General features: G+C 73.6%; 25 protein-coding genes and 1 other RNA gene. 13 read left to right on the top strand and 13 right to left on the bottom strand.

Annotated features, from left to right (window positions below; genetic code table 11):
* The first annotated feature begins 49 nt into the window (after positions 1 to 49).
* The 5 genes from ACZ6JS_RS06550 to efeU all read left to right on the top strand — a co-directional run bounded on the left by ACZ6JS_RS06550 (position 50) and on the right by efeU (position 5,835).
* The gene (locus ACZ6JS_RS06550) at positions 50 to 1,309 is read left to right on the top strand and encodes a FecCD family ABC transporter permease (RefSeq protein WP_469296438.1); all 1,260 of its coding nucleotides are present in this window, start codon (positions 50 to 52) and stop codon (positions 1,307 to 1,309) included.
* 80 nt (positions 1,310 to 1,389) lie between these two features.
* Entirely contained in the window at positions 1,390 to 2,289 is a 900-nt protein-coding gene (locus tag ACZ6JS_RS06545; RefSeq protein ID WP_469296437.1) for a heme ABC transporter ATP-binding protein, read from the top strand.
* 186 nt (positions 2,290 to 2,475) lie between these two features.
* Positions 2,476 to 3,627: an iron uptake system protein EfeO gene (gene efeO / locus ACZ6JS_RS06540; RefSeq protein ID WP_469296206.1), complete on the top strand. Its 1,152-nt coding sequence runs from the start codon at positions 2,476 to 2,478 to the stop codon at positions 3,625 to 3,627.
* A 31-nt stretch (positions 3,628 to 3,658) separates the two neighbouring features.
* Positions 3,659 to 4,948 (top strand): iron uptake transporter deferrochelatase/peroxidase subunit, encoded by a 1,290-nt coding sequence (gene efeB / locus ACZ6JS_RS06535; protein WP_469296205.1) that lies wholly within the window; start codon positions 3,659 to 3,661, stop codon positions 4,946 to 4,948.
* Between the two features lie 23 nt (positions 4,949 to 4,971).
* Positions 4,972 to 5,835: an iron uptake transporter permease EfeU gene (gene efeU / locus ACZ6JS_RS06530; protein WP_469296204.1), complete on the top strand. Its 864-nt coding sequence runs from the start codon at positions 4,972 to 4,974 to the stop codon at positions 5,833 to 5,835.
* Positions 5,836 to 5,838: 3 nt separating this feature from the next.
* On the opposite strand, the gene ACZ6JS_RS06525 is transcribed toward efeU, so the two are convergent.
* From ACZ6JS_RS06525 to ACZ6JS_RS06515, 3 genes are all read right to left on the bottom strand, one after another.
* Complete coding sequence (locus tag ACZ6JS_RS06525; RefSeq protein WP_469296202.1) at positions 5,839 to 6,414, bottom strand: GNAT family N-acetyltransferase; 576 nt, start codon at positions 6,412 to 6,414, stop codon at positions 5,839 to 5,841.
* 220 nt (positions 6,415 to 6,634) lie between these two features.
* Complete coding sequence (locus tag ACZ6JS_RS06520; protein WP_469296199.1) at positions 6,635 to 7,498, bottom strand: PhzF family phenazine biosynthesis protein; 864 nt, start codon at positions 7,496 to 7,498, stop codon at positions 6,635 to 6,637.
* A gap of 55 nt (positions 7,499 to 7,553) precedes the next feature.
* Positions 7,554 to 8,315 (bottom strand): SDR family oxidoreductase, encoded by a 762-nt coding sequence (locus tag ACZ6JS_RS06515; protein ID WP_469296198.1) that lies wholly within the window; start codon positions 8,313 to 8,315, stop codon positions 7,554 to 7,556.
* Positions 8,316 to 8,424: 109 nt separating this feature from the next.
* Here ACZ6JS_RS06515 and ACZ6JS_RS06510 point away from each other — a divergent pair, with 109 nt between their 5' ends.
* Positions 8,425 to 9,744: a Bcr/CflA family multidrug efflux MFS transporter gene (locus ACZ6JS_RS06510; protein ID WP_469296197.1), complete on the top strand. Its 1,320-nt coding sequence runs from the start codon at positions 8,425 to 8,427 to the stop codon at positions 9,742 to 9,744.
* Between the two features lie 92 nt (positions 9,745 to 9,836).
* Positions 9,837 to 10,913, top strand: coding sequence for a small ribosomal subunit Rsm22 family protein (locus ACZ6JS_RS06505; RefSeq protein ID WP_469296195.1), 1,077 nt, complete (start codon positions 9,837 to 9,839; stop codon positions 10,911 to 10,913).
* Here the strand turns inward: ACZ6JS_RS06505 and ddaH are convergent.
* Positions 10,864 to 11,673: a dimethylargininase gene (gene ddaH / locus ACZ6JS_RS06500; RefSeq protein WP_469296194.1), complete on the bottom strand. Its 810-nt coding sequence runs from the start codon at positions 11,671 to 11,673 to the stop codon at positions 10,864 to 10,866. The genes ACZ6JS_RS06505 and ddaH overlap by 50 nt on opposite strands.
* A gap of 150 nt (positions 11,674 to 11,823) precedes the next feature.
* Between ddaH and ACZ6JS_RS06495 the strand changes: the two genes are divergently transcribed.
* Both ACZ6JS_RS06495 and ACZ6JS_RS06490 read left to right on the top strand, forming a co-directional pair.
* On the top strand, positions 11,824 to 12,435 hold the full coding sequence (locus tag ACZ6JS_RS06495) for a TetR/AcrR family transcriptional regulator (RefSeq protein WP_469296192.1): 612 nt from the start codon (positions 11,824 to 11,826) through the stop codon (positions 12,433 to 12,435).
* Between the two features lie 170 nt (positions 12,436 to 12,605).
* On the top strand, positions 12,606 to 13,355 hold the full coding sequence (locus ACZ6JS_RS06490) for a bifunctional DNA primase/polymerase (protein ID WP_469296191.1): 750 nt from the start codon (positions 12,606 to 12,608) through the stop codon (positions 13,353 to 13,355).
* Between the two features lie 40 nt (positions 13,356 to 13,395).
* Here ACZ6JS_RS06490 and yaaA read toward each other — a convergent pair whose 3' ends face one another.
* The 3 genes from yaaA to ACZ6JS_RS06475 all read right to left on the bottom strand — a co-directional run bounded on the left by yaaA (position 13,396) and on the right by ACZ6JS_RS06475 (position 15,860).
* On the bottom strand, positions 13,396 to 14,199 hold the full coding sequence (yaaA, locus tag ACZ6JS_RS06485) for a peroxide stress protein YaaA (protein ID WP_469296190.1): 804 nt from the start codon (positions 14,197 to 14,199) through the stop codon (positions 13,396 to 13,398).
* Positions 14,200 to 14,298: 99 nt separating this feature from the next.
* Positions 14,299 to 15,129, bottom strand: coding sequence for a hypothetical protein (locus ACZ6JS_RS06480; protein ID WP_469296188.1), 831 nt, complete (start codon positions 15,127 to 15,129; stop codon positions 14,299 to 14,301).
* Positions 15,126 to 15,860: a MerR family transcriptional regulator gene (locus ACZ6JS_RS06475; protein ID WP_469296187.1), complete on the bottom strand. Its 735-nt coding sequence runs from the start codon at positions 15,858 to 15,860 to the stop codon at positions 15,126 to 15,128. Before ACZ6JS_RS06475 ends, ACZ6JS_RS06480 begins: the two co-directional genes overlap by 4 nt.
* 77 nt (positions 15,861 to 15,937) lie before the next feature.
* Between ACZ6JS_RS06475 and rnpB the strand changes: the two genes are divergently transcribed.
* Positions 15,938 to 16,339: RNase P RNA component class A (gene rnpB / locus ACZ6JS_RS06470), an RNA gene on the top strand.
* 279 nt (positions 16,340 to 16,618) lie between these two features.
* Positions 16,619 to 16,966, top strand: a complete 348-nt coding sequence (locus ACZ6JS_RS06465) for a hypothetical protein (RefSeq protein WP_469296185.1) — start codon at positions 16,619 to 16,621, stop codon at positions 16,964 to 16,966.
* Between the two features lie 60 nt (positions 16,967 to 17,026).
* Here ACZ6JS_RS06465 and ACZ6JS_RS06460 read toward each other — a convergent pair whose 3' ends face one another.
* From ACZ6JS_RS06460 to ACZ6JS_RS06450, 3 genes are read right to left on the bottom strand one after another with little or no spacing between them, the layout of a single operon-like run.
* Positions 17,027 to 18,454 (bottom strand): bifunctional RNase H/acid phosphatase, encoded by a 1,428-nt coding sequence (locus tag ACZ6JS_RS06460; protein ID WP_469296184.1) that lies wholly within the window; start codon positions 18,452 to 18,454, stop codon positions 17,027 to 17,029.
* The gene (locus tag ACZ6JS_RS06455) at positions 18,454 to 19,197 is read right to left on the bottom strand and encodes a zinc ribbon domain-containing protein (protein ID WP_469296435.1); all 744 of its coding nucleotides are present in this window, start codon (positions 19,195 to 19,197) and stop codon (positions 18,454 to 18,456) included. Before ACZ6JS_RS06455 ends, ACZ6JS_RS06460 begins: the two co-directional genes overlap by 1 nt.
* Positions 19,194 to 20,060: a Nif3-like dinuclear metal center hexameric protein gene (locus tag ACZ6JS_RS06450; protein WP_469296182.1), complete on the bottom strand. Its 867-nt coding sequence runs from the start codon at positions 20,058 to 20,060 to the stop codon at positions 19,194 to 19,196. The genes ACZ6JS_RS06455 and ACZ6JS_RS06450 overlap by 4 nt, the downstream gene beginning before the upstream one ends.
* Before the next feature lie 224 nt (positions 20,061 to 20,284).
* Here ACZ6JS_RS06450 and ACZ6JS_RS06445 point away from each other — a divergent pair, with 224 nt between their 5' ends.
* Complete coding sequence (locus ACZ6JS_RS06445; protein WP_469296180.1) at positions 20,285 to 21,361, top strand: hypothetical protein; 1,077 nt, start codon at positions 20,285 to 20,287, stop codon at positions 21,359 to 21,361.
* 15 nt (positions 21,362 to 21,376) lie between these two features.
* Here the strand turns inward: ACZ6JS_RS06445 and ACZ6JS_RS06440 are convergent, their stop codons facing one another.
* The 3 genes from ACZ6JS_RS06440 to ACZ6JS_RS06430 form a co-directional block, all read right to left on the bottom strand.
* Positions 21,377 to 22,318 carry a 3-oxoacyl-ACP reductase gene (locus ACZ6JS_RS06440; protein WP_469296178.1) on the bottom strand — a complete coding sequence of 314 codons (942 nt, stop codon included), beginning with the start codon at positions 22,316 to 22,318 and terminating at the stop codon, positions 21,377 to 21,379.
* Positions 22,319 to 22,398: 80 nt separating this feature from the next.
* A complete protein-coding gene (locus tag ACZ6JS_RS06435; RefSeq protein ID WP_469296177.1) occupies positions 22,399 to 23,475 on the bottom strand; it encodes a Zn-dependent alcohol dehydrogenase in 1,077 nt (358 codons plus the stop codon).
* 32 nt (positions 23,476 to 23,507) lie between these two features.
* On the bottom strand, positions 23,508 to 24,362 hold the full coding sequence (locus tag ACZ6JS_RS06430) for a MaoC/PaaZ C-terminal domain-containing protein (RefSeq protein WP_469296176.1): 855 nt from the start codon (positions 24,360 to 24,362) through the stop codon (positions 23,508 to 23,510).
* 218 nt (positions 24,363 to 24,580) lie between these two features.
* Here ACZ6JS_RS06430 and ACZ6JS_RS06425 point away from each other — a divergent pair, with 218 nt between their 5' ends.
* Positions 24,581 to 24,934, top strand: coding sequence for a response regulator (locus ACZ6JS_RS06425; RefSeq protein ID WP_469296434.1), 354 nt, complete (start codon positions 24,581 to 24,583; stop codon positions 24,932 to 24,934).
* Position 24,935: the final 1 nt, after the last annotated feature.

Here is a 24,935-nt window from a genome sequence, read left to right as displayed (position 1 = left end):
GTGTGTGACGGGCCGCTCCCCGCAGGGCGCCGAACGCACCGCCGCCTCACTGTCCGACACCGTGAACCGTTCGGCGCCCGAGGAGACTCCCCGGCGCGCACCCGACCCCACCGAAGCCCCCGCCCCCGGCGAGACCCCCGGCACGGCAGCCGCCGCCCCGGGCAGCGAAGCCCCCGGCACGGAAGGCGCAGCCCCCGGCACGGAAGGCGCAGCCCCCGGCACGGAAGGCGCAGCCCCCACAAGCGCACCCGACCCCGCCAAGCCCGCCGCAGGCGAACGGCGCGGCCGAAGGGCCCTGCTCCTCACCATCGCCCTGGTCGCGACCCTGCTCCTCCTCGCCCTGATCTCCGCCGGCACCGGCGCCTACCGCATCCCCACGGCGGACGTGCTCGCCTCCGTCCAGCACCGCCTGGGTCTCGGCGGTGCACCGCTGGACCGGGTCGGCGAGAGCGTGCTGTGGAACGTACGCCTCCCCCGCGTCGTGCTCGCCCTGCTCGTCGGCGCCGGCCTCGGCTGCGCGGGCGCGCTCATGCAGGGCGTCTTCGGCAACCCGCTCGCCGAGCCGGGAGTCATCGGCATCTCGGCGGGCGCCGCCGTCGGCGCGGTCGCCGCCATCGGCCTCGGGCTCAGCTTCTTCGGCAACTGGACCATCACCGTCTGCGCGTTCCTCGCGGGACTGGCCACCGTCAGCGCCGTCTACCTCCTCTCCCGCAACGGCGGGAAGACGGAGGTCGTCACGCTCATCCTCACCGGCATCGCGGTCAACGCCTTCGCCGGCGCCCTCATCGGCCTGTTCGTGTTCTTCGCGGACAGCGGCCAGGTCAACCAGATCACCTTCTGGCAGCTGGGTTCCCTCGCCCAGGCCACCTGGCCCAAGGTGCTCGCGGTCCTGCCCTGCGCCCTCGTCGGCCTGCTCATCGCCCCCTTCTACGCCCGCCGGCTCGACCTGCTCTCGCTCGGCGAGCGGCCCGCCCGCCACCTCGGCATCGACGTCGAACGGCTGCGCCTGGCCCTCATCCTGGTCGTCGCGCTGCTCACCGCGGCCGCCGTGGCCGTCGCCGGCATCATCACCTTCGTCGGCCTGCTCGTCCCGCACCTGCTGCGCATGGCCAATGGCCCCGGCCACCGCTTCCTGGTGCCGGGCAGCGCCCTGGCCGGCGCCGTGGTTCTGGTCGCCGGGGACCTCGCCGCCCGGACCCTCGCCCAGCCGGCCGAACTGCCGCTCGGCGTCCTGACCGCCCTGATCGGCAGCCCCTTCTTCTTCTGGCTGCTGCGTCGCACCCGCCGCAAGCAAGGAGGCTGGGCGTGACCCGCGCAACCACCGCCACGACCACCGGCACCACCGCCACCGGCACCGGCACCGGCACCGGCACGACAAGACCCGGCGCGCTGTCCCGGCTGTTCGCCCGCGGCCGCCGCGCCGTCCCGGCCCGGCCGGCCCCCGGCACGGCCCTCGCCGAAGCCGTGGACCTGCACGTCCGGCTCGGGCAGCGCGAGGTGCTCGCCGGCATCGAACTGTCCGCACGGGCCGGGGAGGTGCTGGCCCTGGTCGGCCCGAACGGCGCGGGCAAATCCACCCTCCTCGGCGCCCTCGCCGCGGACCTGCCCGCCGCCTCCGGCGAAGTCCGCATCCACGGCCGTCCGGTGGGCGACTGGAGCGCTCCGGACCTCGCGATGCGCCGCTCGGTGCTGCCCCAGTCGGCCGCGCTGTCCTTCCCCTTCCCGGTGGAGGACGTCGTACGGATGGGCCGCGCGCCGTGGGCCGGCACCCCCTTCGCCGAAGCGGACGAGGAGGCCGTCGCCACCGCGATGGCCGCCGCCGAGGTCGGCGAATTCGCCGCGCGCCCCTTCTCAGCTCTCTCCGGCGGCGAGCGGGCCCGGGTCGCGCTGGCCCGCGTACTGGCCCAGCGGGCCCCGCTGCTGCTGCTCGACGAGCCCACGGCCGCCCTCGACCTGCGCCACCAGGAACTGGTGCTGCGCATCTGCCGGGAGCGGGCCGCGGCCGGTGACGCGGTCGTCGTCGTCCTGCACGACCTGGGGCTGGCCGCCGCCTATGCGGACCGGGCCGCCGTGCTGCACGACGGGCGGATCGCCGCGGCCGGCCCGCCGGCGGAGGTGTTCGAGGCCGCTCTCCTCAGCCGCGTGTACCGGCAGCCCGTCGAGGTGCTCCCGCACCCCCGCACGGGAGCCCCGCTGGTGGTCCCCGTACGAGCCGCGCGACGAGCCGCGCAGCGAGCCGCGGAACGTCCCGCCGAGGGCCCCGACATACCGCGCGGTACGCCTTCTTGACCCCTGCTTGACCGGGCCATGGGCTTGCCATGGAGGGCCCGTGACGACCCCGTGTCCCAGGCCGGAAACGTGAGAGCCGAATCACTGCACGACGGGGTATGGGCGAAGTAAGGCTCGGTTAAGTTAGGTCCGCCTCACTGGCCTCTCCCCCTCGGGACGGCCCTCGCCCGACGCCCAGGAGCCCCTATGCGCCCCGCCCGCCTCACCGTCGCCGCCGCCTCCGTGGCGGCCGCCCTGACCGTCGCCACCGGGTGCTCCCAGAAGGGCGACGCGGGCGACGACGCGATCCGCGTGGCGGCCTCCGACAGCGCCTGCGACGTGTCGAGGACGGAGTTCCCGGCGGGCAAGGTGCAGATCGACGTCGAGAACAAGGGCTCCAAGGTCACCGAGGTCTACGTCCTCTTCCCGGACGCCCGCATCGTCACCGAGCGCGAGAACATCGGCCCGGGTACCAAGGCGTCCATCACCGCCGAGATCAAGGCGGGCGACTACGAGATCGTCTGCAAGCCCGGCATGAAGGGCGACGGCATCGCCCAGAAGGTCAAGGCGACCGGCGCCGAGGGCGCCGCCGAGGAGAAGCGCAGCCCGGAGGCCGACGCCGCCGTCGCCGCGTACCGCGCCTACGTGGTCGCGCAGGCCGAGGAGACCCTCCCCAAGGCGCAGGCCTTCGCGGACGCGGTCAAGGCCGGTGACGTCGAGGCCGCCAAGAAGGCGTACGCGCCCTCCCGCATCGGCTGGGAGCGCACCGAGCCGGTCGCCGAGTCCTTCGGCGACATCGACCCGAAGGTCGACGTGCGCGAGGACGGTCTGGAGGCCGGCCAGGACCCGGCGAAGGACTGGACGGGCTGGCACCGCCTGGAGAAGTCCCTGTGGGCCGAGAACAAGATCGACGACAACGACAAGAAGCTCGCCGACACCCTGATCGCTGACCTGACCGACTGGCAGAAGAAGGTCGGTCAGGCGGAGATAACCCCCACCTCGATCGCCAACGGTGCCAAGGAGCTCCTCGACGAGGTCGCCACGGGCAAGGTCACGGGTGAGGAGGAGCGCTACTCCCACACCGACCTCGTCGACTTCAAGGCCAACGTCGAGGGCGCGCAGAAGGCGTACGAGCTGCTCAAGCCGATCGCCGAGAAGAACGACCCTGAGCTGTCCAAGCAGCTCGACGCCCAGTTCGCAGCCCTGAACACCCTTCTGGACAAGTACCGGGCCGACAAGGCCTCCTACGAGTTCACCTCCTACGACAAGGTCGGCGAGGCGGAGCGCAAGGAGCTCTCGGACGGTGTGAACGCGCTCGCCGAGCCGCTGTCCAAGCTCGCCGCCGCGGTCGCGAAGTAACGGACGGAACGGAAGCGGAGAGGAGCCGGCGATGACCGAGTCCCAAGGGGCAGCGGAGCAGCCGAAGCAGGAAGCCGACGGCGCGACCGCCCCTGGGGCCGCGCCCTCCCGTCGCGCGGTGCTCGGCTGGGGCGGGGCCGGGCTCGCGCTCGGCGCCGCCGCGGCCGGCGGTGCGGCCGTGGCGTTCGGCGGCGGCTCGGACATGGTCTCGGCGGCGGCCGCCGGCGCGGCCGTGCCCTTCCACGGCGAGCACCAGGCCGGGATCGCGAGCGCCGTGCAGGACCGCCTGCACTTCGCGGCCTTCGACGTGAAGACGAAGGACCGCGCCGAGCTGGTCGGGCTCCTGAAGGAGTGGACCGCGGCGGCGCGTCTGATGACGGCGGGCCTGCCGGTCGGCGACGTGTACGAGGGCCGGCCGGAGGCGCCGCCGACCGACACCGGCGAGGCACTGGGCCTGAAGGCCTCCCGGCTGACCCTGACCATCGGTTTCGGTCCGGGCCTGTTCGCCAGGGACCGGTTCGGGTTGGAGGGCAGGCGCCCCGAAGCGCTGGTGGACCTGGAGCTGTTCCCCGGCGACAACCTGGATCCGGCCCGCTCCGGCGGCGACCTCTGCGTCCAGGCGTGCGCCGACGATCCGCAGGTCGCCGTGCACGCCATCCGGCAGCTGGCCCGGATCGGCTTCGGCCGGGTCGCGGTGCGCTGGTCGCAGCTCGGCTTCGGCAAGACGTCCTCGACGACGCCCGACGAGCAGACGCCGCGCAACATGATGGGCTTCAAGGACGGCACCCGGAACATCTCGGGCACCGACAAGGCGGCCCTGGACAAGCACGTGTGGGTCGGCGCGGGCGACGGCAGCGACTGGCTGACGGGCGGCTCGTACCTGGTGGCGCGCCGGATCCGGATGAACATCGAGACCTGGGACCGGACCCCGCTCCAGGAGCAGGAGGACATCTTCGGCCGCGACAAGGGCGAGGGTGCCCCCGTGGGCAGGTCCAGGGAACGGGACGAGCCCTTCCTGAAGGCGATGAAGCCGCAGGCGCACGTGCGTCTCGCGCACCCGGACACCAACAGCGGTGCGACGATCCTGCGGCGCGGCTACTCCTTCACCGACGGCACGGACGGCCTGGGCCGCCTCGACGCCGGCCTGTTCTTCCTCGCCTACCAGCGCGACGTCCGCACGGGCTTCGTCCCGATCCAGCGCAGCCTGGCGAAGTCCGACGTCCTCAACGAATACATCCAGCACGTGGGTTCGGCCGTCTTCGCCGTCCCGCCGGGCGTCCGCGACAAGGACGACTGGTGGGGCCGGACGCTGTTCGCGTAGTCCCCGCCGGAGAGGAAGAGCCCGTGTTCGGCAACTATCTGATCGGCCTGCGCGAGGGGCTGGAGGCCAGCCTGGTCGTGTGCATCCTCGTCGCGTACCTGGTGAAGACGGACCGCCGGGACGCCCTGCGTCCGGTGTGGCTCGGCATCGGGATCGCCTGCGCGCTCTCGCTCGCCTTCGGTGCGCTCCTCGAATTCGGCTCCCAGGAGCTGACCTTCGAGGCGCAGGAGCTGCTGGGCGGCAGCCTGTCGATCATCTCGGTGGGTCTGGTGACGTGGATGGTCTTCTGGATGAAGCGCACCGCGCGGCACCTGAGGGCCGAGCTGCACGGCCGGCTCGACTCGGCGCTCGCCATGGGCACCGGAGCGCTGGTCGCGACCGCTTTCCTGGCGGTCGGCCGGGAGGGCCTGGAGACCGCGCTGTTCGTGTGGGCGTCGGTACGGGCCAGCGGCGAGGGCTCCTCGGCGCCGCTGGCCGGTGTGCTGCTGGGCATCGCGACGGCGATCGTGCTCGGGTACCTCTTCTACCGGGGCGCCGTGCGGATCAACCTGGCGAGGTTCTTCCGGTGGACCGGCGCGATGCTGGTGGTCGTGGCCGCGGGCGTGCTCGCGTACGGGGTCCACGATCTGCAGGAAGCCCGCTTCCTGGGCGGTCTGAACGACAAGGCCTTCGACGTCGGCTCGGCCGTCCCGCCGGACAGCTGGTACGGGACCCTGCTCAAGGGCGTCTTCAACTTCCAGCCGGACCCGACCGTCATCCAGCTGACGGTGTGGGTGCTGTACCTGGTCCCCGTGCTGGTGCTGTTCTTCGCCGAACGCGGGCGCGGCGGGGCGGCGGGCACCCCGGCACGGACCTCCGGCGCTTCGCAGACCACGTCCGCCGGCTGACGGTCACCAGAGCCTGTCGACGCTGCCGGGGTAGAGCGGGACGCGCACGGCGGTGAAGGCCGCCCGGTCCGCGTCCGGGGTGTCGGTGAAGAAGGCGGCCGGCACCACCTTGTCGAAGCCCGGGGCGTCGGTGGCCAGCGGCTCCCCGGGGGTGCCGCCCACGAGGACCGTGCCGGGCAGCGCTGCGAAGCCGGCCGCCTCGTAGAACGGCGCGAGGGCCCGGTCGCAGCTGAACAGCGCCAGGTCCACGGCCGGGTCCGCGGCGAGTTCCGCGCGGGCGGCCGCCACCAGCCGCCCGCCGAACCCCTGCCCGCGCAGCGCGCTCCGCGTCACGACGGAGCTCAGCCCGGCCGCCCGGTACGTGCGCCCCGCGAGCGGGATCGCCTTGTACAGCAGCGCCAGCGCGGCGGCCACCGCCCCCTCGTCGTCGACGAGCAGGAGGGTGCGCGGCGCCAGCGCCGGGTCGTGCCCCGGGGTGGAACCGGGCCAGGCCTCTCCTTCCAGGTCGGCCACCTGCCGGGCCAGCCACCCGGGTACCTGCGGCTCGGCAAAGCCCAGCACCCGCGGAGCCGCGCTCACCGGGCGGCCCCCCGCACGACCGGCGGGCGCTCCGCCCCCGTCGGGGCTCCTCCCCGGACCCCGCTCCCCGAGCGCCGGTGGGGCCGGGGAGGGCGGGCGACCGCCTCGCGGCGGTTCCAGCCCCGCCAGGGGGCACCTCCCAGCAGTGGCCTCGGGAGCCCGGGGCTCGGGGATGCGGGGCTCGGGGATGCGGGGGCAGCGACCCCCGCAGCGGTGCCGCTCACGCGATGCGGACCCCCGCGCCGCCGACGCGGACGCGGGGGTCGCCCTCGCGCAGTTCGACCGTGAGCACACCGGGGCGGCCCATGTCCGCGCCCTGGTGGAGGGTCAGCACGGCGTCCGGCGGGACCAGGCCGAGTTCGCGGGCGTACGCGCCGAACGCGGCCGCCGCGGCCCCGGTCGCCGGGTCCTCGACGACGCCGCCGACCGGGAAGGGGTCGCGTACGTGGAACTCGCGCGGGCCGGCCCGGTACACCAGCTGGAGCGTGATGACGTCCAGGCGCCGCATCAGGGCCTCGAGCCGGGCGAAGTCGTAGTCGAGGTCCGCGAGCCGGGCCCGGGTGGCGGCGCCGATCACCAGGTGGCGGGCTCCGGCGTAGGCGATCCTCGGGGGGAACGCCGGGTCGAGGTCGGCCTGCGGCCAGTCCAGCGCGGCGAGCGCCTCGGCGAGGTCGGCGGCGGCGATCTCCTCGGTGTGCGGCTCGACGCTGGTCAGAGTGGCCCGCAGGCGGCCGTCCTCGGCGGTGACGGACACCGGGACGGTTCCCGCGCGGGTGGCGAGGAGGAGCTCACCGGGTCCGATCCGCTCCGCGAGCGCGACGGCCGTGGCGACCGTGGCGTGGCCGCAGAAGGGGACCTCCGCCTTCGGGCTGAAGTAGCGCACGGTGAAGGAGCGGCCCTCCTGGCCGCCGAGCCCCTCGGGCGGGTCGGTGAGGAAGGCCGTCTCGCTGTAGCCCAGCCCCGCGGCGATCTCCAGCATCGCGTTCTCGTCCAGCCCGGAGGCGTTCAGCACGACCCCGGCGGGGTTGCCGCCCTCCGGGTCGTCGGAGAACGCGGTGTAGCGCAGTACCTCGGTATCGGTCATGCGTTCATGATCGGCGCCGTCGGCGCGACGTGGCAATGGGGGCCGGGCGGGCGGTTCAGCCGCGGCCGATGTACGGCATGGAGGTCGCCATCACCGTCGCGAACTGCACGTTCGCCTCCAGCGGGAGCTCGGCCATGTGCAGGACCGTGCGGGCCACGTCGGCGGCGTCCATGACGGGTTCGACGGCCAGCTGTCCGTTGGCCTGGAGGATGCCGTTCTGCATCCGCTCGGTCATCTCGGTCGCCGCGTTTCCGATGTCGATCTGGCCGCAGGCGATCCGGTACGGCCGCCCGTCGAGCGACAGGGACTTCGTCAGGCCGGTCATGGCGTGCTTGGTCGCCGTGTAGGCGATCGAGTTCGGACGGGGTACATGGGCGGAGATGGAGCCGTTGTTGACGATGCGGCCGCCCTGCGGGTCCTGCCCCTTCATCTGCCGGAAGGCGGCCTGCGCGCAGAGGAAGGCACCGGTGAGGTTGACGTCGACGACCGAGCGCCAGGCCTCGTAGGTGATGTCCTCCAGCGGGACTCCGGCGGGCCCGAAGGTGCCCGCGTTGTTGAAGAGCAGGTCGAGGCGCCCGTAGCGGGCCCGCACCGACTCGAACAGCCGATTCACCTCGTCCGGGTCGCTGACGTCGGCCGGCACGCACAGCACGTCGGCGTCGGCCCCGGCCGCGGCGGCGGTCTCCTCCAGTGGTTCGGCACGGCGGCCGGCCAGGGCCACGGCCCATCCCGCCGCGGCCAGGGTCAGGGCCACCGAGCGGCCGATGCCGGAGCCGGCGCCGGTCACCACGGCGATCTTCTTCGTAGGTTCGTCCATGGGCCCGCAGGCTACGTCACAGCACGCTCCGGTCCCGGGACGTTCCGATTGCTGAGAGCATGGGTCGGTCAGGGGTGCATGAAAGCTGATGAGAAGACTGGAGTTCTGCATGTCGGAGAGAGGCCCCGCGACGGCACCCTCGCACGACTCGTCGCCCGAATCGCCCTCCGCTCCCAGCACCACCGCGTCCCTGACGCGCGCCCGCCGCACGAGCCTGCTCGTCACCTTCATCCTCGGTGGGCTCACCGCCCTCCCCCCGCTGTCCATGGACATGTACCTGCCGGCCCTGCCGCAGGTCACCGATGCCCTGAACAGCCCCGCCGCGACCATTCAGCTGACCCTCACCGCCTGCCTCGCGGGCATGGCCCTGGGCCAGCTCGTCATCGGGCCGATGAGCGACAAGTGGGGCCGCCGCCGGCCGCTGCTCGTCGGCATGGTGGTGTACGTCCTGGCCACGGCGATCTGCGCCCTCGCCCCGACCGCCGAGCTGCTGATCTCCTTCCGGCTGCTCCAGGGCCTGGCCGGGGCCGCCGGCGTCGTCATCGCGCGCGCCGTCGTGCGCGACCTGTACGACGGTGACGAGATGGCCCGCTTCTTCTCCACCCTGATGCTCATATCCGGGGCCGCCCCGATCGTCGCGCCGCTCATCGGCGGCCAGGTGCTGCGCTTCGCCGACTGGCGGGGCGTCTTCGTCGTGCTCACCGGTGTCGGCACGGTCCTCACCCTGATGGTCTGGCGCGGCCTCGGCGAGACCCTGCCGCCCGAACGCCGGCACACCGGCGGCGTCGGCTCCGCCCTGCGGACCATGCGCGGTCTGCTCGGCGACCGGGTCTTCACCGGCTACACCCTGACCGGCGGCTTCGCCTTCGCCGTCCTCTTCTCCTACATCTCCGCCTCCCCCTTCGTGGTGCAGGAGATCTACGGGGCCTCGCCCCAGACCTTCTCCCTCCTCTTCGGGCTGAACTCGGTCGGCCTCATCCTCGTCGGGCAGGTCAACGGCAAACTGCTGGTCGGCCGGGTGCGCCTGGACAAGGTGCTGGCCGTCGGCCTCGCGGTCGTCCTGGCCTCCGCGGTGTCCCTGCTGCTGATGGCGACGGGCGTCTTCGGCGAGGTCGGGCTGACCCCCATCGCCACGGCGCTGTTCGTCCTCATGTCGGCGATGGGCATCGTGCTGCCGAACACCAACGCGCAGGCGCTGATGCGGACCCCGCACGCGGCCGGATCGGCCTCCGCGCTGCTCGGGACCTCCTCCTTCCTGGTCGGCGCGATCGCGTCGCCGCTGGTGGGCATCGCGGGCGAGGACACGGCGGTTCCGATGGCACTGGTCCAGCTGGTGTGCGCGGTACTTTCGGCGAGCTGCTTCCTGGCCCTGTGCCGGCCCTGGCGGAAGCGGGAGGCCCAGACCGCGCCCGCCTCGGCCCAGGACTGAGCCGACCCGGCGGGACGGGGGCCGGGACGAGCCGGGACGCGGGCCGGGGGCTCGCGGACGGCCGCGGCCCCGGCTCGCCGTAAACTCGGCAGGTGAACGTCTCCGCCCCCACCACCGCCGAGACCCTCCGCAGCACGCTCGGCGGGCTGCTCGACGGTCTTCCGCCCAAGCAGGCCTCGGCCGCCGTCGAGCGGCTCATCGCCAACTACCGCGGGCGGACCCCCACCGACGCACCCGTACTGCGCGACCGCTCGGACGTCGCGGCGTACGCGGCGTACCGCATGCCCGCCACCTTCGAGGCCGTACGGTCCGCCCTGGACGCTCTGGCCGAGGCGGCGCCCGACTGGGCGCCCGCCTCGCACGTGGACGTGGGCGGCGGCACGGGGGCGGCGACCTGGGCGGTGGACGCCACCTGGGACGGCCCGCGGCAGACCACCGTGCTGGACTGGGCCGAGCCCGCGCTGGCCCTCGGCCGGGAACTCGCGGCGGCCTCGGGCTCACAGGTGCTGCGCGGCGCCGAGTGGCGGCGGGCCGTCATCGGCGCCGGACTGGCGATCCCCGACGCCGACCTGGTGACGGTGTCGTACGTGCTCGGTGAACTGACCCCGCAGGCCCGCACGGCCGTCGTCGCCGAGGCGGCGCGGGCCGGCCGGGCGGTGGTGCTGATCGAGCCGGGCACGCCCGAGGGGTACCTGCGCGTCCGAGAGGCCCGCGACCAGCTGATCGCGGCGGGGCTGCGGGTCGCCGCGCCGTGCCCGCACGACGGGACCTGCCCCATCGAGGTCGGCAAGGACTGGTGCCACTTCTCGGCGCGGGTCAGCCGCTCCTCCCTGCACCGACAGGTCAAGGGCGGCTCGCTCCCGTACGAGGACGAAAAATTCAGCTACGTCGCAGCGACCCGCTTCCCGGTGGAGCCGGCCGCCTCCCGGATCACGCGCAAGCCGCAGATCCGCAAGGGGCTCGTCCTGCTGGAGCTCTGCGGCCCCGAGGAGGGCGACGGCGCGGGCCTGACCCGGGTCAACGTGACCAAGCGCCACGGCGACCTCTACAAGGCCGCGCGGGACACCGAATGGGGCCGGGCCTGGCCGCCGCCCTCCGAGGACCAGGCGGCGCCGAGCCCTACGGACGCAGCTCCTGGGTGCAGCACTTCACGCTGCCGCCGCCCTTGAGCAGTTCCCCGAGGTCCATCGGGATCGGTTCGAATCCCCGCTCGCGCAGCGGGCCGAACAGCCCGGTCGCCGCCTGCGGGAGCAGCACGTGCCGGCCGTCGGACACCGCGTTCAGGCCGAGGGCGGCGGCGTCCCGGCCGTCGGCGATCAGCGCGTCGGGGAAGAGCCGCCTGAGCACGCCCCGGCTCCCGGGTGAGAAGGCCTCCGGGTAGTACATGACCTCGTCGCCGTCGAGGACGCTGAGCGCCGTGTCCAGGTGGTAGTAGCGCGGGTCCACCAGGTCGAGCCCGATGACGGGCCGGCCGAAGAACTCCTGGGCCTCGTCGTGCGAGAGCGGGCTGGAGCGGAAGCCGCGACCGGCGAGGATGAAGCTCGCCGTGACGGCGAAGTCGCCCTCGCCCTCGTTGACGTGGGAGGGCTCGCGGATGTCCCGGTAGCCGTGGCCGCGGAACCAGTCGAGGTGGATCCCGGCCTCGGGACCCCGTTCCGGATGGGCGAACCGGGCCCCGAGGACCCGGCCGTCGACCACCAGGGCACCGTTCGCCGCGAACACCATGTCGGGCAGCTCGGGATCCGGTACCAGGGTCTCGACGGTGTGGCCCAGGGACAGGTACCGGTCCCTGAGGTCCTCCCACTGGGTCTGGGCGAGGGGCAGGTCCACCGGTTTCGTGGGATCCATCCACGGATTGATGGAGTACGTGACCTTGAAGTGTGCGGGTGGGCACATCAGATAGCGCCGGGGTGTGGCGTCTCTGCGCAAAGAAGGCTCCTCACGGCTTTCACGACTCGGGACGAGTGCTGGAGAGCATCGTCCCTCCTGGACCGGGACGACGCAGTGGACCGATGGGGTGGTTTACCGAAATAATGAGAGACGAAGAGACGAGACGTCTCGCTTTGATAGTTTCGGGGCATGACCAAGACCCCTGACGCCACACGCCGCAGCGACCGCTCCCGGCGCGCCATCCTCGACGCCGCGCTCGCCCTGGTCGGGGAGGTCGGCTACAACAAGCTGACCATCGAGGCCATCGCCGCCCGCGCCGGCGTCGGCAAGCAGACCATCTACCGCTGGTGGCCCTCGAAGGCCGACGTCCTCCTGGAGGCCTCCCTCGCCCTCGCCGGGGACGCGGAGGCGGACGCCGAGTGGGCCGGCTTCCCCGACACCGGGGACCTCGCCGCCGACCTGAAGTTCGTACTGCGGGCGACCGTCGACGAGTTCAACGACGAGAGGTACGAGGCCCCCGCGCGCGCCCTGACGGCGGCCGGAGCCACCGACCCCGAGCTCGGCGCCCGGTTCACCGAGCAGTTGCTGGAGCCGCAGCTCGCCCTCTACGAGGCCCGGTTGCGCACGGCCCGCGAGGCCGGCCAGCTCGCACCCGACACGGACCTGCGGCTGACGGTGGAGATGCTGCTCGGGCCGCTGACGTACCGCTGGCTGCTGCGCACCGCGCCGCTCACGCACGCGTACACCGACGCGCTGGTGGACAGGGTGCTCGGCGGGGTGGCAAACGTCACCGCCCGCTAGGCGCCCGACAACCTGCGTTCACCCGGGAATGTCTGCCCTGATTCTGTGGGTATGTTGGGGTTGGCGCTCACCCGTCCCCGGCCCCCCGGTCTCACAGAGCGGTCACCCGGGGCGCAGGATGGTGGGACCATGTGAAGGTCTGCCGGGGCAACGGTGAGGTGAGGGGATAGATGGGGTCTGAGTCCGGCCGCGTCAAACGCGGCGAGCAGAGCAGGATTTCCCAGTGGCTGCGCCGGCGGCAGAAACCCACCGCCGAGGACCCCGCACGCGAGCGCGAGGCGCTCCTCCTGGCCGTCGCCGCCGCCGGTCTCCCCCTCGCCCCCGCCGCGCATCCCGTCGGCTATCGATGTTCGTGCGACCGCATCGGCTGCCCGACCCCCGCACGACATCCCGTCTCCTTCGCCTGGCAGACCCAGTCGACCACCGACCGCGCCCAGATCGAGCGGTGGGCACGCAACCAGCCCCAGGCCAACTTCATCACCGCGACCGGCATGGTCCACGACGTGCTCGACGTGCCGTTGGAAGCCGGCGCCGCCGCCCTGACGCGGCTCCTGGAGGCCGGCATCAGGGTCGGCCCGGTCGCCGAATCGGCCGGCACCGGCGACCAGGCCCGGATGCTCTTCTTCACCGCCACCCGCGGCACCCCCGAGGACGAGGACGAGTGGTGGCCGTGCGCGCTGGACTGCCACCCCGAGACCATGGACGAACACCCGGGCCTGCGCTGGCACTGCCGCGGCAGCTACGTCCTGGTCCCGCCGGCGGCCCTCCCCGGCGACCAGGCGGTGTCCTGGGTCCGCGGCATGGAGCACCCCCTCCCGGACCCGCTCACCCTCCTGGAAACCCTGACGGACGCCTGCGCCGCGTACGCCGACACCTCCGACCGCACCCCGGCGACGGTGGCCTGGCCGCTCGGCCGTTGAGACGTGGAGCGCCGGGGGCGGCGCCCCCGGCCACGGCGCGTCAGTGGTGGATCTGCGTCACGACCACGTCGAGGGACCAGGCCCGGCCCGCCTTCGCGGGAGCCTGCGTCTCGACCACGTAGCCGAGGTCCCGCAGGGCCGTCACCAACTCGGCGGGCGAGCCGGGCACCGCGCCGGCCACCAGCAGGTCCCGGACCAGCCGGCCCTTCGTCGCCTTGTTGAAGTGGCTCACCACGGACCGCTTCTCCACACCGTCGACGATCTGCGAGTGCAGCACCCGCACGGTCGCGGTCCGGTCCGCGACCTCGCCCTTGGGCTTCCACGCGGTCGCGTACGCCGCCGAACGAAGGTCCAGCACCAGCCCGTCGCCGGCCGCCGCGGGCAGCACCTCGGCCAGCGGGGCGCGCCAGTACGCGCCGAGCGCGCCCAGCCCCGGCAGCTTCACGCCCATCGAGCAGCGGTAGGAGGGGATGCGGTCGGTGACGCGCACCGCGCCCCACAGCCCCGAGAAGACGAGCAGCGTCTCCTCGGCGATGGCCCGCGCCGACGCGGGCAGGTCGGCCAGGCCCAGCGCGTCGTAGAGCACGCCGGTGTAGACCTCCCCCGCCGGGCGGGCCGCCGCCGAGCGCAGCTCCGCGTTCTTCGTGACCTCGCCCCGCAGGCCCTCGCTCAGGCCCAGCACCTCACGGGCCTTCAGCTCGTCGCCCGTACACAGGTCGACCAGTTCCTCCAGGACCGCCGCCCGGGCCTGCGCCAGGCCGGGCAGCGACAGCTCCTGCGGCTCCAGCGGTGCGCCGGAGCCGCCGGCGGCCTTTCCCTCGGAGGGCGGCAGCAGCACGAGCACGGTGGTTCTCCTTCAGTACGACACGTCGCAGGGGATGCGGCCCCCCGGCCAGGGTAGACGCCCCGCCGGACCCGCCCGGCCCCACCGGCGTCGCACCCCCTATGCCGGCCGGCGCAGGGCCGAGACCAGGGCGCGGGGGTCGTCGGCGTGGAAGCGGATGGTGCGGGCCGACGCGCGGGCGCCGAGCGGACGGACGAAGGCGAGCGGGCGGTTCAGCTCCAGGGTCACCGTGGTCTGGCTGCCGACGGCGAGGTCGAGCACCCCGTCCTCGGAGAGCGTGACCAGCCGCCCTTCGGGACAGCGGCGGTCCACCCGTACGGAGGCCACCGCGTCCGGCGGGACGGCGAGGTCGAAGAGGGCGCCGTAGCGGATCCGCAGCGAGCCGTCGGCGCCGACCACGTGCGGCCTGGTGACACAGGCGGCGTGCAGGGCGATCACCAGCACGATCCCGTACACGTCCAGCACGAGCACCACCCGGTGGACGGCCGGCCAGGGGATGAGGAGGGCGAGCGCGACGGTCTCGATCACCGACACGAAGACCATCCCGTACATCATGGCCGTCTGCGGTCCGGTGTACGCGGCGGCGAGGTCGCCGGGGCGCACCCCGTGCTTGCGACGCAGCACCCACCAGCCGAGGGAGGCACCGGCGCGCAGCTCGTGCCGCAGCAGCCGCCGGACCCGGACCGGGACCACGGCACGGACCGCCGTCCGCAGGGCGGCCCGGGGTCCCTCGCCGGCCGTGCGGGCGGCGGCGTACAGCCGGTGCAGCACCCACGCCTCCAGCACGAGCACCCCGAACACCACGGCCTCGGCTGCGGCCAGGGCCGCCGCGGGCGGCCGTACCCCGGCCGCGGCGCACACCACGAGCGCCAGTTCCGCCGGCAGCACCGCGGCCACCCCGATCCGTGCCGCCCGCACTCCGCGGGTCATCGCCGCCCCCTCTCCATGAAGGCCTCCATCACGCGGCGGACGACCTCCGCCTGCGCGGGCGCGTACTCGGCGAGCAGCGCCTCCCTGAACCCGGGTACGACCGCCCCGTCCCGGGGGATCGCGGCGAACACCTCGTCGGGGACCGCCGCCACCAGCTCCGCGGCCAGGCCCGGGATCCTCGGGTCGTCCGCGGGGGCGTCCGCGAGTTCGTCCAGCCGCTCGTACAGGGCGAGCACGCCCGGGTCGGCGGCCAGCGGTCCGAGCGCGGCGTAGACCTCCTCGCCGCCCGCGCCCGAGGCGTCGAGGAGCGTCAGGTGCTCGCGGTCCTTCGCCGCGGTCGGGGAGGTGGTGCGCGGCGCCTTCGCCAGGAGCTCGGCGAGCGCGGGCGAGATCGGCTCGCCCTCCCCGGGCTCTGCGGCCAGGAGCACGCCGAGCCGTCGCCGCCGCTCCTTGATCTCGGCCTCCTGCCGGGCGAGGTCGGCGTCGAGCTCCTCCAGTACGTCGGCCAGGTCGCGCCCGGCGTCGTCCGCGAGGACGTCGCGCACCTCGTCGAGGCTGAGCCCGAGCTCGGTGAGCCGCCGTACGCGGGCCAGCAGGACGGCGTCCCGGACGGTGTAGGCCCGGTATCCGTTGGGGCGCCGCTCCGGTTCCGGGAGCAGCCCGACATGGTGGTAGTGCCGGATCGCCCGGGTGGTGACCCCGACGACCGCGGCGATCTCTCCGATCCGCATGCCCCCAGTAGAGACCCTGCCGTTGCGGCAAGGTCAAGCGCCGACGGCACAGCCGGTAACATGGTCGCCACGGCAGACGAGTCGGCCGGGCGGCCGCGTCGGGATCCTCGGATCCCGCCGAGGAACGTCCGGGCTCCACAGGGCAGGGTGGTGGGTAACGCCCACCCGGGGTGACCCGCGGGACAGTGCCACAGAAAACAGACCGCCGGGGGCTTCGGCCCTCGGTAAGGGTGAAACGGTGGTGTAAGAGACCACCAGCGCCTGGGGCGACCCAGGCGGCTAGGTAAACCCCACCTGGAGCAAGGTCAAGAGGATCCGTCCCCGGACGGGTCTGCGCGAACGCTTGAGGGCTGCCCGCCCGAGTTCGCGGGTAGACCGCACGAGGCCGGCGGCAACGCCGGTCCTAGATGGATGGCCGTCTCCCCGGCGACCGCGAGGTCACCGGGCGACAGAACCCGGCGTACAGGCCGGCTCGTCTGCCGCTTCCACTCCCGTTCGGGGAAGCGGTTCTCCCTCCCGGTCCGGGGTGTTCTGCCCTGCGACGGCGCCCTCGGCCTCCCCGCCGGGGGTGGACTGCCGGCCGGCGGTGCCGGGGCTCCGCCCGGGCCCCGCCCCTCGATCGCCGGCGAGACCGGGTTCCGCTGCGCGCGCCAGGTGGCTGCGTCAGGCCCCAGGCAGATCCCGCCACCCCCGCCAGAGGCACGGGCGGTCGGTGCCGACGTCTATCGGTGGTCGGGAAGGTGCGGCACTCTCGGGTCATGAGCGACCACCCTGCCCGCGCGGCCGCGGCCGCCGAGCACATACGCGACCTCGCCGCAGCGACCACCGATCCCCACAACGCCTATGCGAGCCCCGCCGAGATCACCGCCGTGACCGGGAACCTGCGCGAACTCGCCCGCCATCTCGAAGACGCCCTGCGCCAGCTGGAGGTCCACGTCGGACGGCGCGACGACGGCGACTGGGCCGCGCCGGGGACGGGACGGCCCCGCCCGAATCCGCGACAGGTACGCGGCGCCGTCCAGTCCGCCCAGGCCGACGCCCGGAACATGGTCCGCGCCCTCGACCGGGCACTGGAGGCCCTCGGCCGCCCCGATCCCGCGCGGTAGCAGTGGCGGTCCGCCCCCGCCGACGCGTGGCGGTGGGCGGGGGCGGACCGCCGGCAGGGCCTACCGCAGGTGCGAGGTGTCGTTCAGGAGCCGCACGGAGGCGTTGCCGTCGGCGTAGTAGGCCACCGCCGAGAGGGAAGCCGCGGAGAGCTCCATCCGGAACAGGGATTCCGGCGGGGCGCCGAGGGCGAGGCGGACCAGGATCTTGACCGGGGTCACGTGGGTGACGATCAGGACGGTGCGGCCCGCGTGCGCGGCCAGCAGCCGGTCACGGGTGGCCGAGATCCGGCGGGTGGCGGCCGCGAAGCTCTCCCCGCCGCCGGTGGGGGCGGCCTTCGGGGAGTCCAGCCACGCCTGGAGGTCGTCCGGGAAGCGCTCCTGCACCTCGGCGAAGGTCAGGCCCTCCCAGGCGCCGAAGTCCACCTCGCGCAGGCCTTCTTCGACGATCACGCCGAGGCCGAGGCGGTCCGCGACGGCCCGGGCGGTCTCGCGGCAGCGGAGCAGCGGGGAGCTGACGACCGTCTGGACGGTGCCGCGGGCGGCGAGCGCCTCCGCGGCGGCCGCCGCCTGGCGGCGGCCGGCCGGGGACAGCTCGGGGTCGCTCCCCCCGCTCCCGGAGAACCGCTTCTGCGGGGTGAGCGCGGTCTCGCCGTGGCGCAGCAGCACGAAGGTGGCCGGGGCGCCTATGTCGGGACCCCAGCCCTGGCCCGCTGCGGGGGACTCCGTCGTCGCGTGACCGGCCCGGTCGGGCGCCGGTGCCGCGGACGGGATCGATCCGCCCCTGTCGGAGCCGGGCTCAGCCCAGAGCGTGCCGGCCCCTGCCTCCGCGGGCGCCGGCGCGGGGGCCGACGTACGGGACGTCGCGGGGGCCGCGGCCCAGGCCTCCGCGGCCCCTGCAGAGGGCGCGCCGAACAGCGTGTCGGGGTCGGCGGCGATGCCGCGGGCGGCCGCGGTGTCCGCGGCGCCGCGGGCCGCGGCCAGGGCCGCTCGCGCCGCCGCCGCGCCGGCGGCGGCGTCCCCGGGCGGACCCGACGGGGGCGTGAAGACGGCGGAGGAGGCCGACGGCTCCCACTGCCCGCCACGCCTGCCCGCGTCCATCGCCTCGTTGGCGAGCCGGTCCGCGTGCTTGTTGCGCTCGCGCGGGATCCACTCGTACGTCACCTGTGCGCGCGGCAGGATCCGCGCGGCCTCGGCCGCGAGCGGCTTCATGTCCGGGTGCTTGATCTTCCAGCGGCCCGACATCTGCTCGACGACGAGCTTGGAGTCCATCCGGACCAGGACCTCGGCGTCCATCGCGAGGTCACGGGCCGCCGTGAGTCCGGCGATCAGGCCTCTGTACTCCGCCACGTTGTTCGTCGCGACGCCGATGAACTCGGCGCGCTCGGCCAGCGTCTCGCCCGAGGCCGGGTCGAGGACGACGGCGCCGTAGCCGGCCGGCCCCGGGTTGCCCCGGGACCCGCCGTCCGCCTCGACGACGAAACGCGGCATCAGATGCCCGAGTCGGCCGTACGGACGAGGATGCGGCCGCAGTTCTCGTGACGGACGACCTGGTCGCGGGCCGCGGCCTTGATCTCGTTGACCTCGGCCATGTCGAGCTCCAGTCGGCAGCCCTCGCAGCGGCGCTGGTAGAGCCGCGCGGCGCCGACCCCGCCCTGCTTGACGCGGATCTTCTCGTACAGGGCCATCAGGTCGGCCGGCATGGACGTGACGATCACCTCGCGGTCCTTGGTGACCTTGGCGACCTCGGCGTCGATCTCGGCGGTGGCCGCGTCACGGCGGGTGGTGGCGTCGGCCACCTTGGCCTCCAGGGCGGAGACCCGCTCGGTGAGCTCGGAGACGCGCTCCTGCGCGGCCTCGAGGCGCTCCATGACCTCCAGGACCACGTCCTCCAGGTCGCCCTGGCGCTTGGCGAGGGAGACGACCTCGCTCTGCAGGTTCGCCAGGTCCCGGGCCGAGATGCCCACGCCCGAGTCCAGCCGCTGCTGGTCGCGCACCGCGCGCTGGCGCACCTGGTCGACGTCCTGCTCCGCCTTGGTCTGCTCGCGCGCCGTGTCGCTGGCCTGGGTCTGGGCGGCGACCAGCAGGTCGCGCTGCTGCGTCAGGTCCTTGGTGAGCGTGTCGAGCTCGGCGTGCTCGGGCAGCGACTTGCGCTTGTGGGCGAGCTGAGACAGCCGGACGTCCAGCGCCTGGACATCGAGAAGTCGGATCTGGTCGGCGGGCTCGGCGTTCAGTTGGGGGCTCCTGAGATAGAAGAGGGAGTTGAAGAGACGGCGGACGGCGCGTGCACCGTCCACGGGTCGGTGACCGTGCGCGAGACGTGGGTGCGCAGACCCCATCCGTGACGCTCGGAGATCGCGTCGAGCTGCGCGGCGGCCTGCTCGCACCAGGGCCACTCGGTGGCCCAGTGGGCTGCGTCGACGAGAGCCAGCGGGCTCTGCTCGCGGGCCTCGGACACCGGGTGGTGACGCAGGTCGGAGGTCACGAAGGCGTCCACGCCCGCGGCGCGGACCTCGGCGAAGAGGCTGTCGCCGGAGCCGCCGCTGACGGCGACGCGCTCGATCATCGCGTCCGGGTCGCCGGCGACCCGGATGCCCTGGGCGGTCGGCGGCAGCCAGGCCGCGCAGCGGGCGGCGAACTCGCGCAGGGTCTCGGGACGGTCCAGTTCGCAGATCCGGCCGAGGCCTCGGCGGCCGGCCGGGTCGGTCGGGTCCGGGACCAGCGGACCGGTGATCCGAAGGTCCAGGGCGCCGGCGAGGGCGTCGGAGACGCCCGGGTCGGCGGTGTCTGCGTTGGTGTGGGCGACGTGCAGCGCGATGTCGTTCTTGATCAGGGTGTGCACGACGCGGCCCTTGAAGGTGCCGGCCTCGACCGTGGTGGTACCCCGCAGGTAGAGGGGGTGGTGGGTGACGATCAGGTCGACACCCAGGTCCACGGCTTCGTCGGCGATCTCCTGGACGGGGTCCACCGCGAACAGGACCCGGGTGACCTCGGCATCGGGTTCGCCGCACACGGTTCCGACCGCGTCCCACTGCTCGGCCCGCGAGGGGGGCCACAGAGCGTCCAGCGCGGCGATGACTTCAGAGAGACGGGGCACGGGCCAAGGCTACCGTCCGTGGCGGCCGGCCCGGTCAGCGCCGGTTCCGGCGGAGCTGCCCGCCGGACGCCCGCCGCGCCTGCCTTTCGATACCTCACAGCACAATTACACCGCCCATCACAGACGAATCGCCGCCCGGACACCCTTACGTGTGAAGCCGCCTTGGTCGTGTTGTTCGGCAGGAATCCCGAAAACTAGCTTCCTCACCGGAGGTGACGGCCCGGATGACTGTCTGTGCCATCGAGATGACGACCACGGCCCCGTTCACGATCTCCGCGGACGGGTCGTACGCCGCCCGGCTCGCCGGAGAAGGCGAGGCACGCTACGCGGAACGCTGGACCCTCGCCGGTCCCGAGCCGTACGCGGTGCCGCTGCCCCTCGCACAGCCCGAAGAAGCGGACAGCGAGCTCCTCCCGCTGGCCGACGGGCGCGTGCTGATCCACCGGCGGGTCGCGGACCGCCACGCCTTCGCCCTGCTCTACCCGACGGGCGCCGCGGCCGGGCCTCGCACCGGGGAGCTCCAGCTGGGCGGGGTGGAGGCGGAGGAGGGCGTACGGGTCTTCCTGCTCCCGCCGGCCCCGGACGGCTCCGGTGCCTTCGCCGTGGCCGCGTCGGACACCGTGACCACGTTGTGGCAGGTGGCCGGGTGCTCGTTCGGGCCGCAGCGGGTCGCCCGGATCCCGGGGCGCTGTTCGGGCGGCGTGTGGCTGGACCGGACGGGCCGGCTGCTGGCCCTGGACCGCGAACTGGACGGCGCCGTCAAGGCCGTCGCGGTGGACCTGGGGCGCGACGGCGAGGTCTCCCCGCTGCTCCAGATCACCGAGGACAGCGACGACAGGCTGCTGCTGGCCGAGCCGGACAGCGGGCTGCTGCTGATCCGCTCCGACGCCCCGGGCGAACCGCGCCTGGGCTGGGGGGTGCTGGGCAGCTCGCGGCCGGTCCGCTTCCCGGAGTGCCTGCGGCTCGGGGAGGCACTGCCCTTCGCTGTCCAGCCGGGCCAGGCCCTGATGCCGGAGACCTGCGGGGTGGCGTTGTGGCTGCCCGAGGGGGACATCGGCCTGTGGCGCCCGGCGGACCGCCACGTCTTCCGGCTGGCCGCCCCGGCGGGGTGGCTCGGCGGCGCGGGGATGTGGAGCCCGCAGGGCCGCCTGCACCTGCCGTGCACGACGGCTGAGATGCCCTGCGGGATCGTCGGGATGAACCTTCCTGCTCCGCCTCCCCCGCCGGTCCGCCTGGACCCGCCGCCGCCGTCGCCCCGCCCCGTCCCCCTCCAGCAGGCACCCCTGGCGGGGAGGCAGTAGCGGTGCGGCAGGGGCTCAGCCGTGCTTGAGGCCGAGGACCTCCGGTGCGGCGAAGGTCTCGTTCGCCGGGCGGGAGTCGTAGTGCGGGGTGAGGACCTCGTCGAGCTCCTCGTAGGAGAAGGACTCCTTGCCCGTGTCGAACTTGGCCGCCGCCTTGGGGCGTTCCATGATGACGACGATGCCGCCGTGCACGACGAAGAGCTGCCCGTTGGCCTTGGCGGAGGCGGGTGAGGCAAGGTAGCCGACGAGCGGGGCCACGTGCTCGGGGGCGAGGGCGTCCAGCTTGCCGTCCTCGGGGACCTCGAAGCCGGCGAAGACGTCCTCCGTCATCCGCGTGCGGGCGCGTGGGCAGATGGCGTTGGCCGTCACCCCGTACTTGGCCAGGGCCAGGGCCGTCGAGGTCGTGAGGCCCACGATGCCGCCCTTCGCCGCAGCGTAGTTCGGCTGGCCGGCCGAGCCGCCCAGGAAGGCCTCGGAGGAGGTGTTGACGATCCGCCCGTAGACCGGGCCGCCGGCGGCCTTGGAGCGTTCGCGCCAGTGGGCGGACGCGAAGCGGGTGGTGTTGAAGTGGCCCTTGAGGTGGACCCGGATCACCGAGTCCCATTCCTCCTCCGATATGGAGAAGATCATCCGGTCGCGGAGGATGCCCGCGTTGTTGACCAGGATGTCGAGCTTGCCGTACGTGCCCACGGCCAGCTCGACCAGTTCGCGCGCCTGCTCGAAGTCGGCCACGTCGCCGAGGTGGGCGACGGCCTGGCCGCCCGCGGCCCGGATCTCCTCGGCCACCTCCTGTGCCGGTGCGGCCGAGGCCTCCCCCGAGCCGTCGCGGCCGGGCTGGCCGAAGTCGTTGACGACCACGCTCGCGCCCAGCCGCGCGAGCTCGATCGCCTCGGCCCGGCCGAGCCCGCGGCCCGCCCCCGTGACGATGGCGGCGAGTCCCTCAAGTGGCAGTGACATCCGTACGGTTCCCCTCGGAGATCGGATCTGCGGAACGGGTCGGTGACCGGGTCGGCCGGTGAGCGGGTCGGCCGGTGAGGTCAGAGTTCGATGCAGGTGCGCAGGGCGACGCCGGTGCGCATCTGGTCGAGGGCGTCGTTGACCTCGGCCAGGCTCACCCGGTGCGTGATCAGGTTGGACAGGTCGATGCGGCCGGCCCGCCACAGGGCGATGGTGCGCTCGTAGGAGCGGAGCACGTCGCCGCCGCCGTACATGGACGGCAGGATCTTCTTCTCGTCGAAGAACAGCGAGAACATGTTGATCTGGAAGTTGTCGTCGAGGGCGCCGGCCCCGACCACGACGACGGAGCCGCCGCGACGCGTCATCTCGTACGCCTTCTGCGCGGTCGCGGACTTGCCGACGACCTCGAAGACGTAGTCGAAGCCCTCGCCGGCGGTGATCCGGTTCTTGGCGTCGGCGAACTCCTCCGGGGAGACCGCCTCGGTGGCCCCGAAGCGCAGGGCCGCCTCGCGGCGGGATTCGACCGGGTCGACGGCGACGATCTGGGCCGCGCCCTGCACCTTGGCGCCCTGGATGACGGATATGCCGACGCCGCCGCAGCCGATGACGGCCACCGAGGAACCGGCCTCCACCTGGGCGGTGTTGATGGCCGCGCCGAGGCCGGTGGTGACGCCGCAGCCGATCAGCGCCGCGATGTCGAAGGGCAGGTCGTCGGGGATCGGGACGGCGCAGGCGGCGGGGACGACCATCTCCTCGGAGAAGGTGCCCGTGCCGGCGAAGCCGAAGATGTCGCTCGACGCCCGTTTGAAGTTGGGGGTGGCGACGTTCCCGAACGCCTCCAGGCACAGGTGGCCCTGGCCGCGCCTGCAGGAGGGACAGTGGCCGCACGGCGGCAGCCAGCAGACGAGGACGCGGTCGCCGATCCTGTGGGTGGTCACTCCGTCGCCGACGTCGATGATCACGCCGGAGCCCTCGTGGCCGGGGACGAAGGGGGCGGGCTGCGGCAGGACGCCGCTCATCGCGGAGAGGTCCGAGTGGCACAGGCCGGTGGCCTTGACGCGGATCCTGACCTTGCCGGGGCCGAAGCCCACGGCCTCCATGTCGTCGACGACCTCCAGCTTGTCCTGGCCGATCTCGCTCTGCAGTGCTGCGCGCACGGTGCGGCTCCTTAGGGGGTGTCCTGCGGGTGCTACGAGTGTTCGACGACGGTGTCGGCGAGGACCGGCGCATCGTCCCGTTCGGCGGCGGTCACCGAAACCAGGACGCGGCCGGGCTCCTGCCACATCCGGATGCGCAGCGTCTCGCCCGGGAAGACGATCCCGGCGAAGCGCGTGCGGTAGGCGCGGACTCGGGAGACGTCCCCGCCGAGGGCCGTGTCGACGACGGCCTTGAGCGTCATGCCGTACGAGCACAGGCCGTGCAGGATCGGCTTGTCGAAGCCGGCCAGTTTGGCGAACTCGGGGTCGGCATGCAGCGGGTTCCAGTCGCCGGAGAGGCGGTAGAGGAGCCCCTGGTCCTCGCGGATGTGCCGCTCCTCGACCCGGTCGGGGCCGCGCCCGGGCAGCTCCTCCTTGGCGGAGGGGCCGCGCTCGCCGCCGAAGCCGCCCTCTCCCCGTACGAAGATCTGCGCGTCGCTCGTCCACAGCGGCCCGTCGGCGTCGCAGACCTCGGAGCGCAGCACGATCACGGCCGCCTTGCCCTTGTCGTAGACGGCGGCGACCTTGGAACTGGAGGTGGCCCGCCCCTTGACGGGGATGGGCCGGTGCAGCTCGATGGAGTGGCCGCCGTGCAGGACGTGGGCGAGGTCGACCTCGATGCCGGGGGCGGCCAGGCCGCCCAGCATGGCCATGCCCGCTCCGGCGACGGTCGCGAAGCTGGGCAGGACGTGGAGCTTGGATTCGAGGGTGTAGCGCAGCTCGTCCGGGTCGGTGGCCGGCAGGCCCGCGCCGAGGCCGAGGTGGTAGAGCTGGATGTCCTTGTGGTCCCAGCCGATGTCCCCCTGGCGGGGGTCTGCGGCGAGGGCCCTGGCGGCATCGATCGGCATGAGGATGCGGCTCCCTGTCGTCGGTGTGGCGGGAAAATCGCGGTCCTGGAAGACCTCGGCGCGGCCGTCCGCACCGTCGGCCGCACCGAGGTCGTATGCGGGGCCGGCCGGTTCTAGAACGCGTTCTAGGCTCGGCCGGTGAGGGAATGTATAACGCACGCCCCCGCACTTGGGAAGACTCTTGACTGCCCGTCAGATACGCTTCTCAGGTGGACGAAATGCCCGTGGAACACCGTCGGACCCGCACCCTGCGGGTCCTCCTGGAGCCGCAGAATCCGGCCCTGGCTCTCCAGCTCGGCCTCCAGCCGGACATCGACGTCGTGCGGGATGCGGCAGCCCGCCCGGAGGTTGCCCTGGTGGAGGATCTCGCGGCGGTGACCGCCCTGCTGGAGGACGATCCGGAGTGCCGGATCCTGGTCCTGACGGGCTCGGCCCGCCCGGGTCTGCGGGAGGCCGTGCTCGCCGCCGGCGCGGCGGGCCTGGTCGTCCGGGACGACCCGGTCGAGGACCTGGCGGACGCGATCCGCCGGGCCTCGACGGGCGAGACGGTGATCGATCCGGCCCTGGGGTGAA

It is taken from the genome of Streptomyces sp. NPDC046349 (assembly GCF_055587885.1).
Note: the sequence above shows the minus strand (reverse complement) of the source record. Positions and strands in the feature narration are given on the sequence as shown.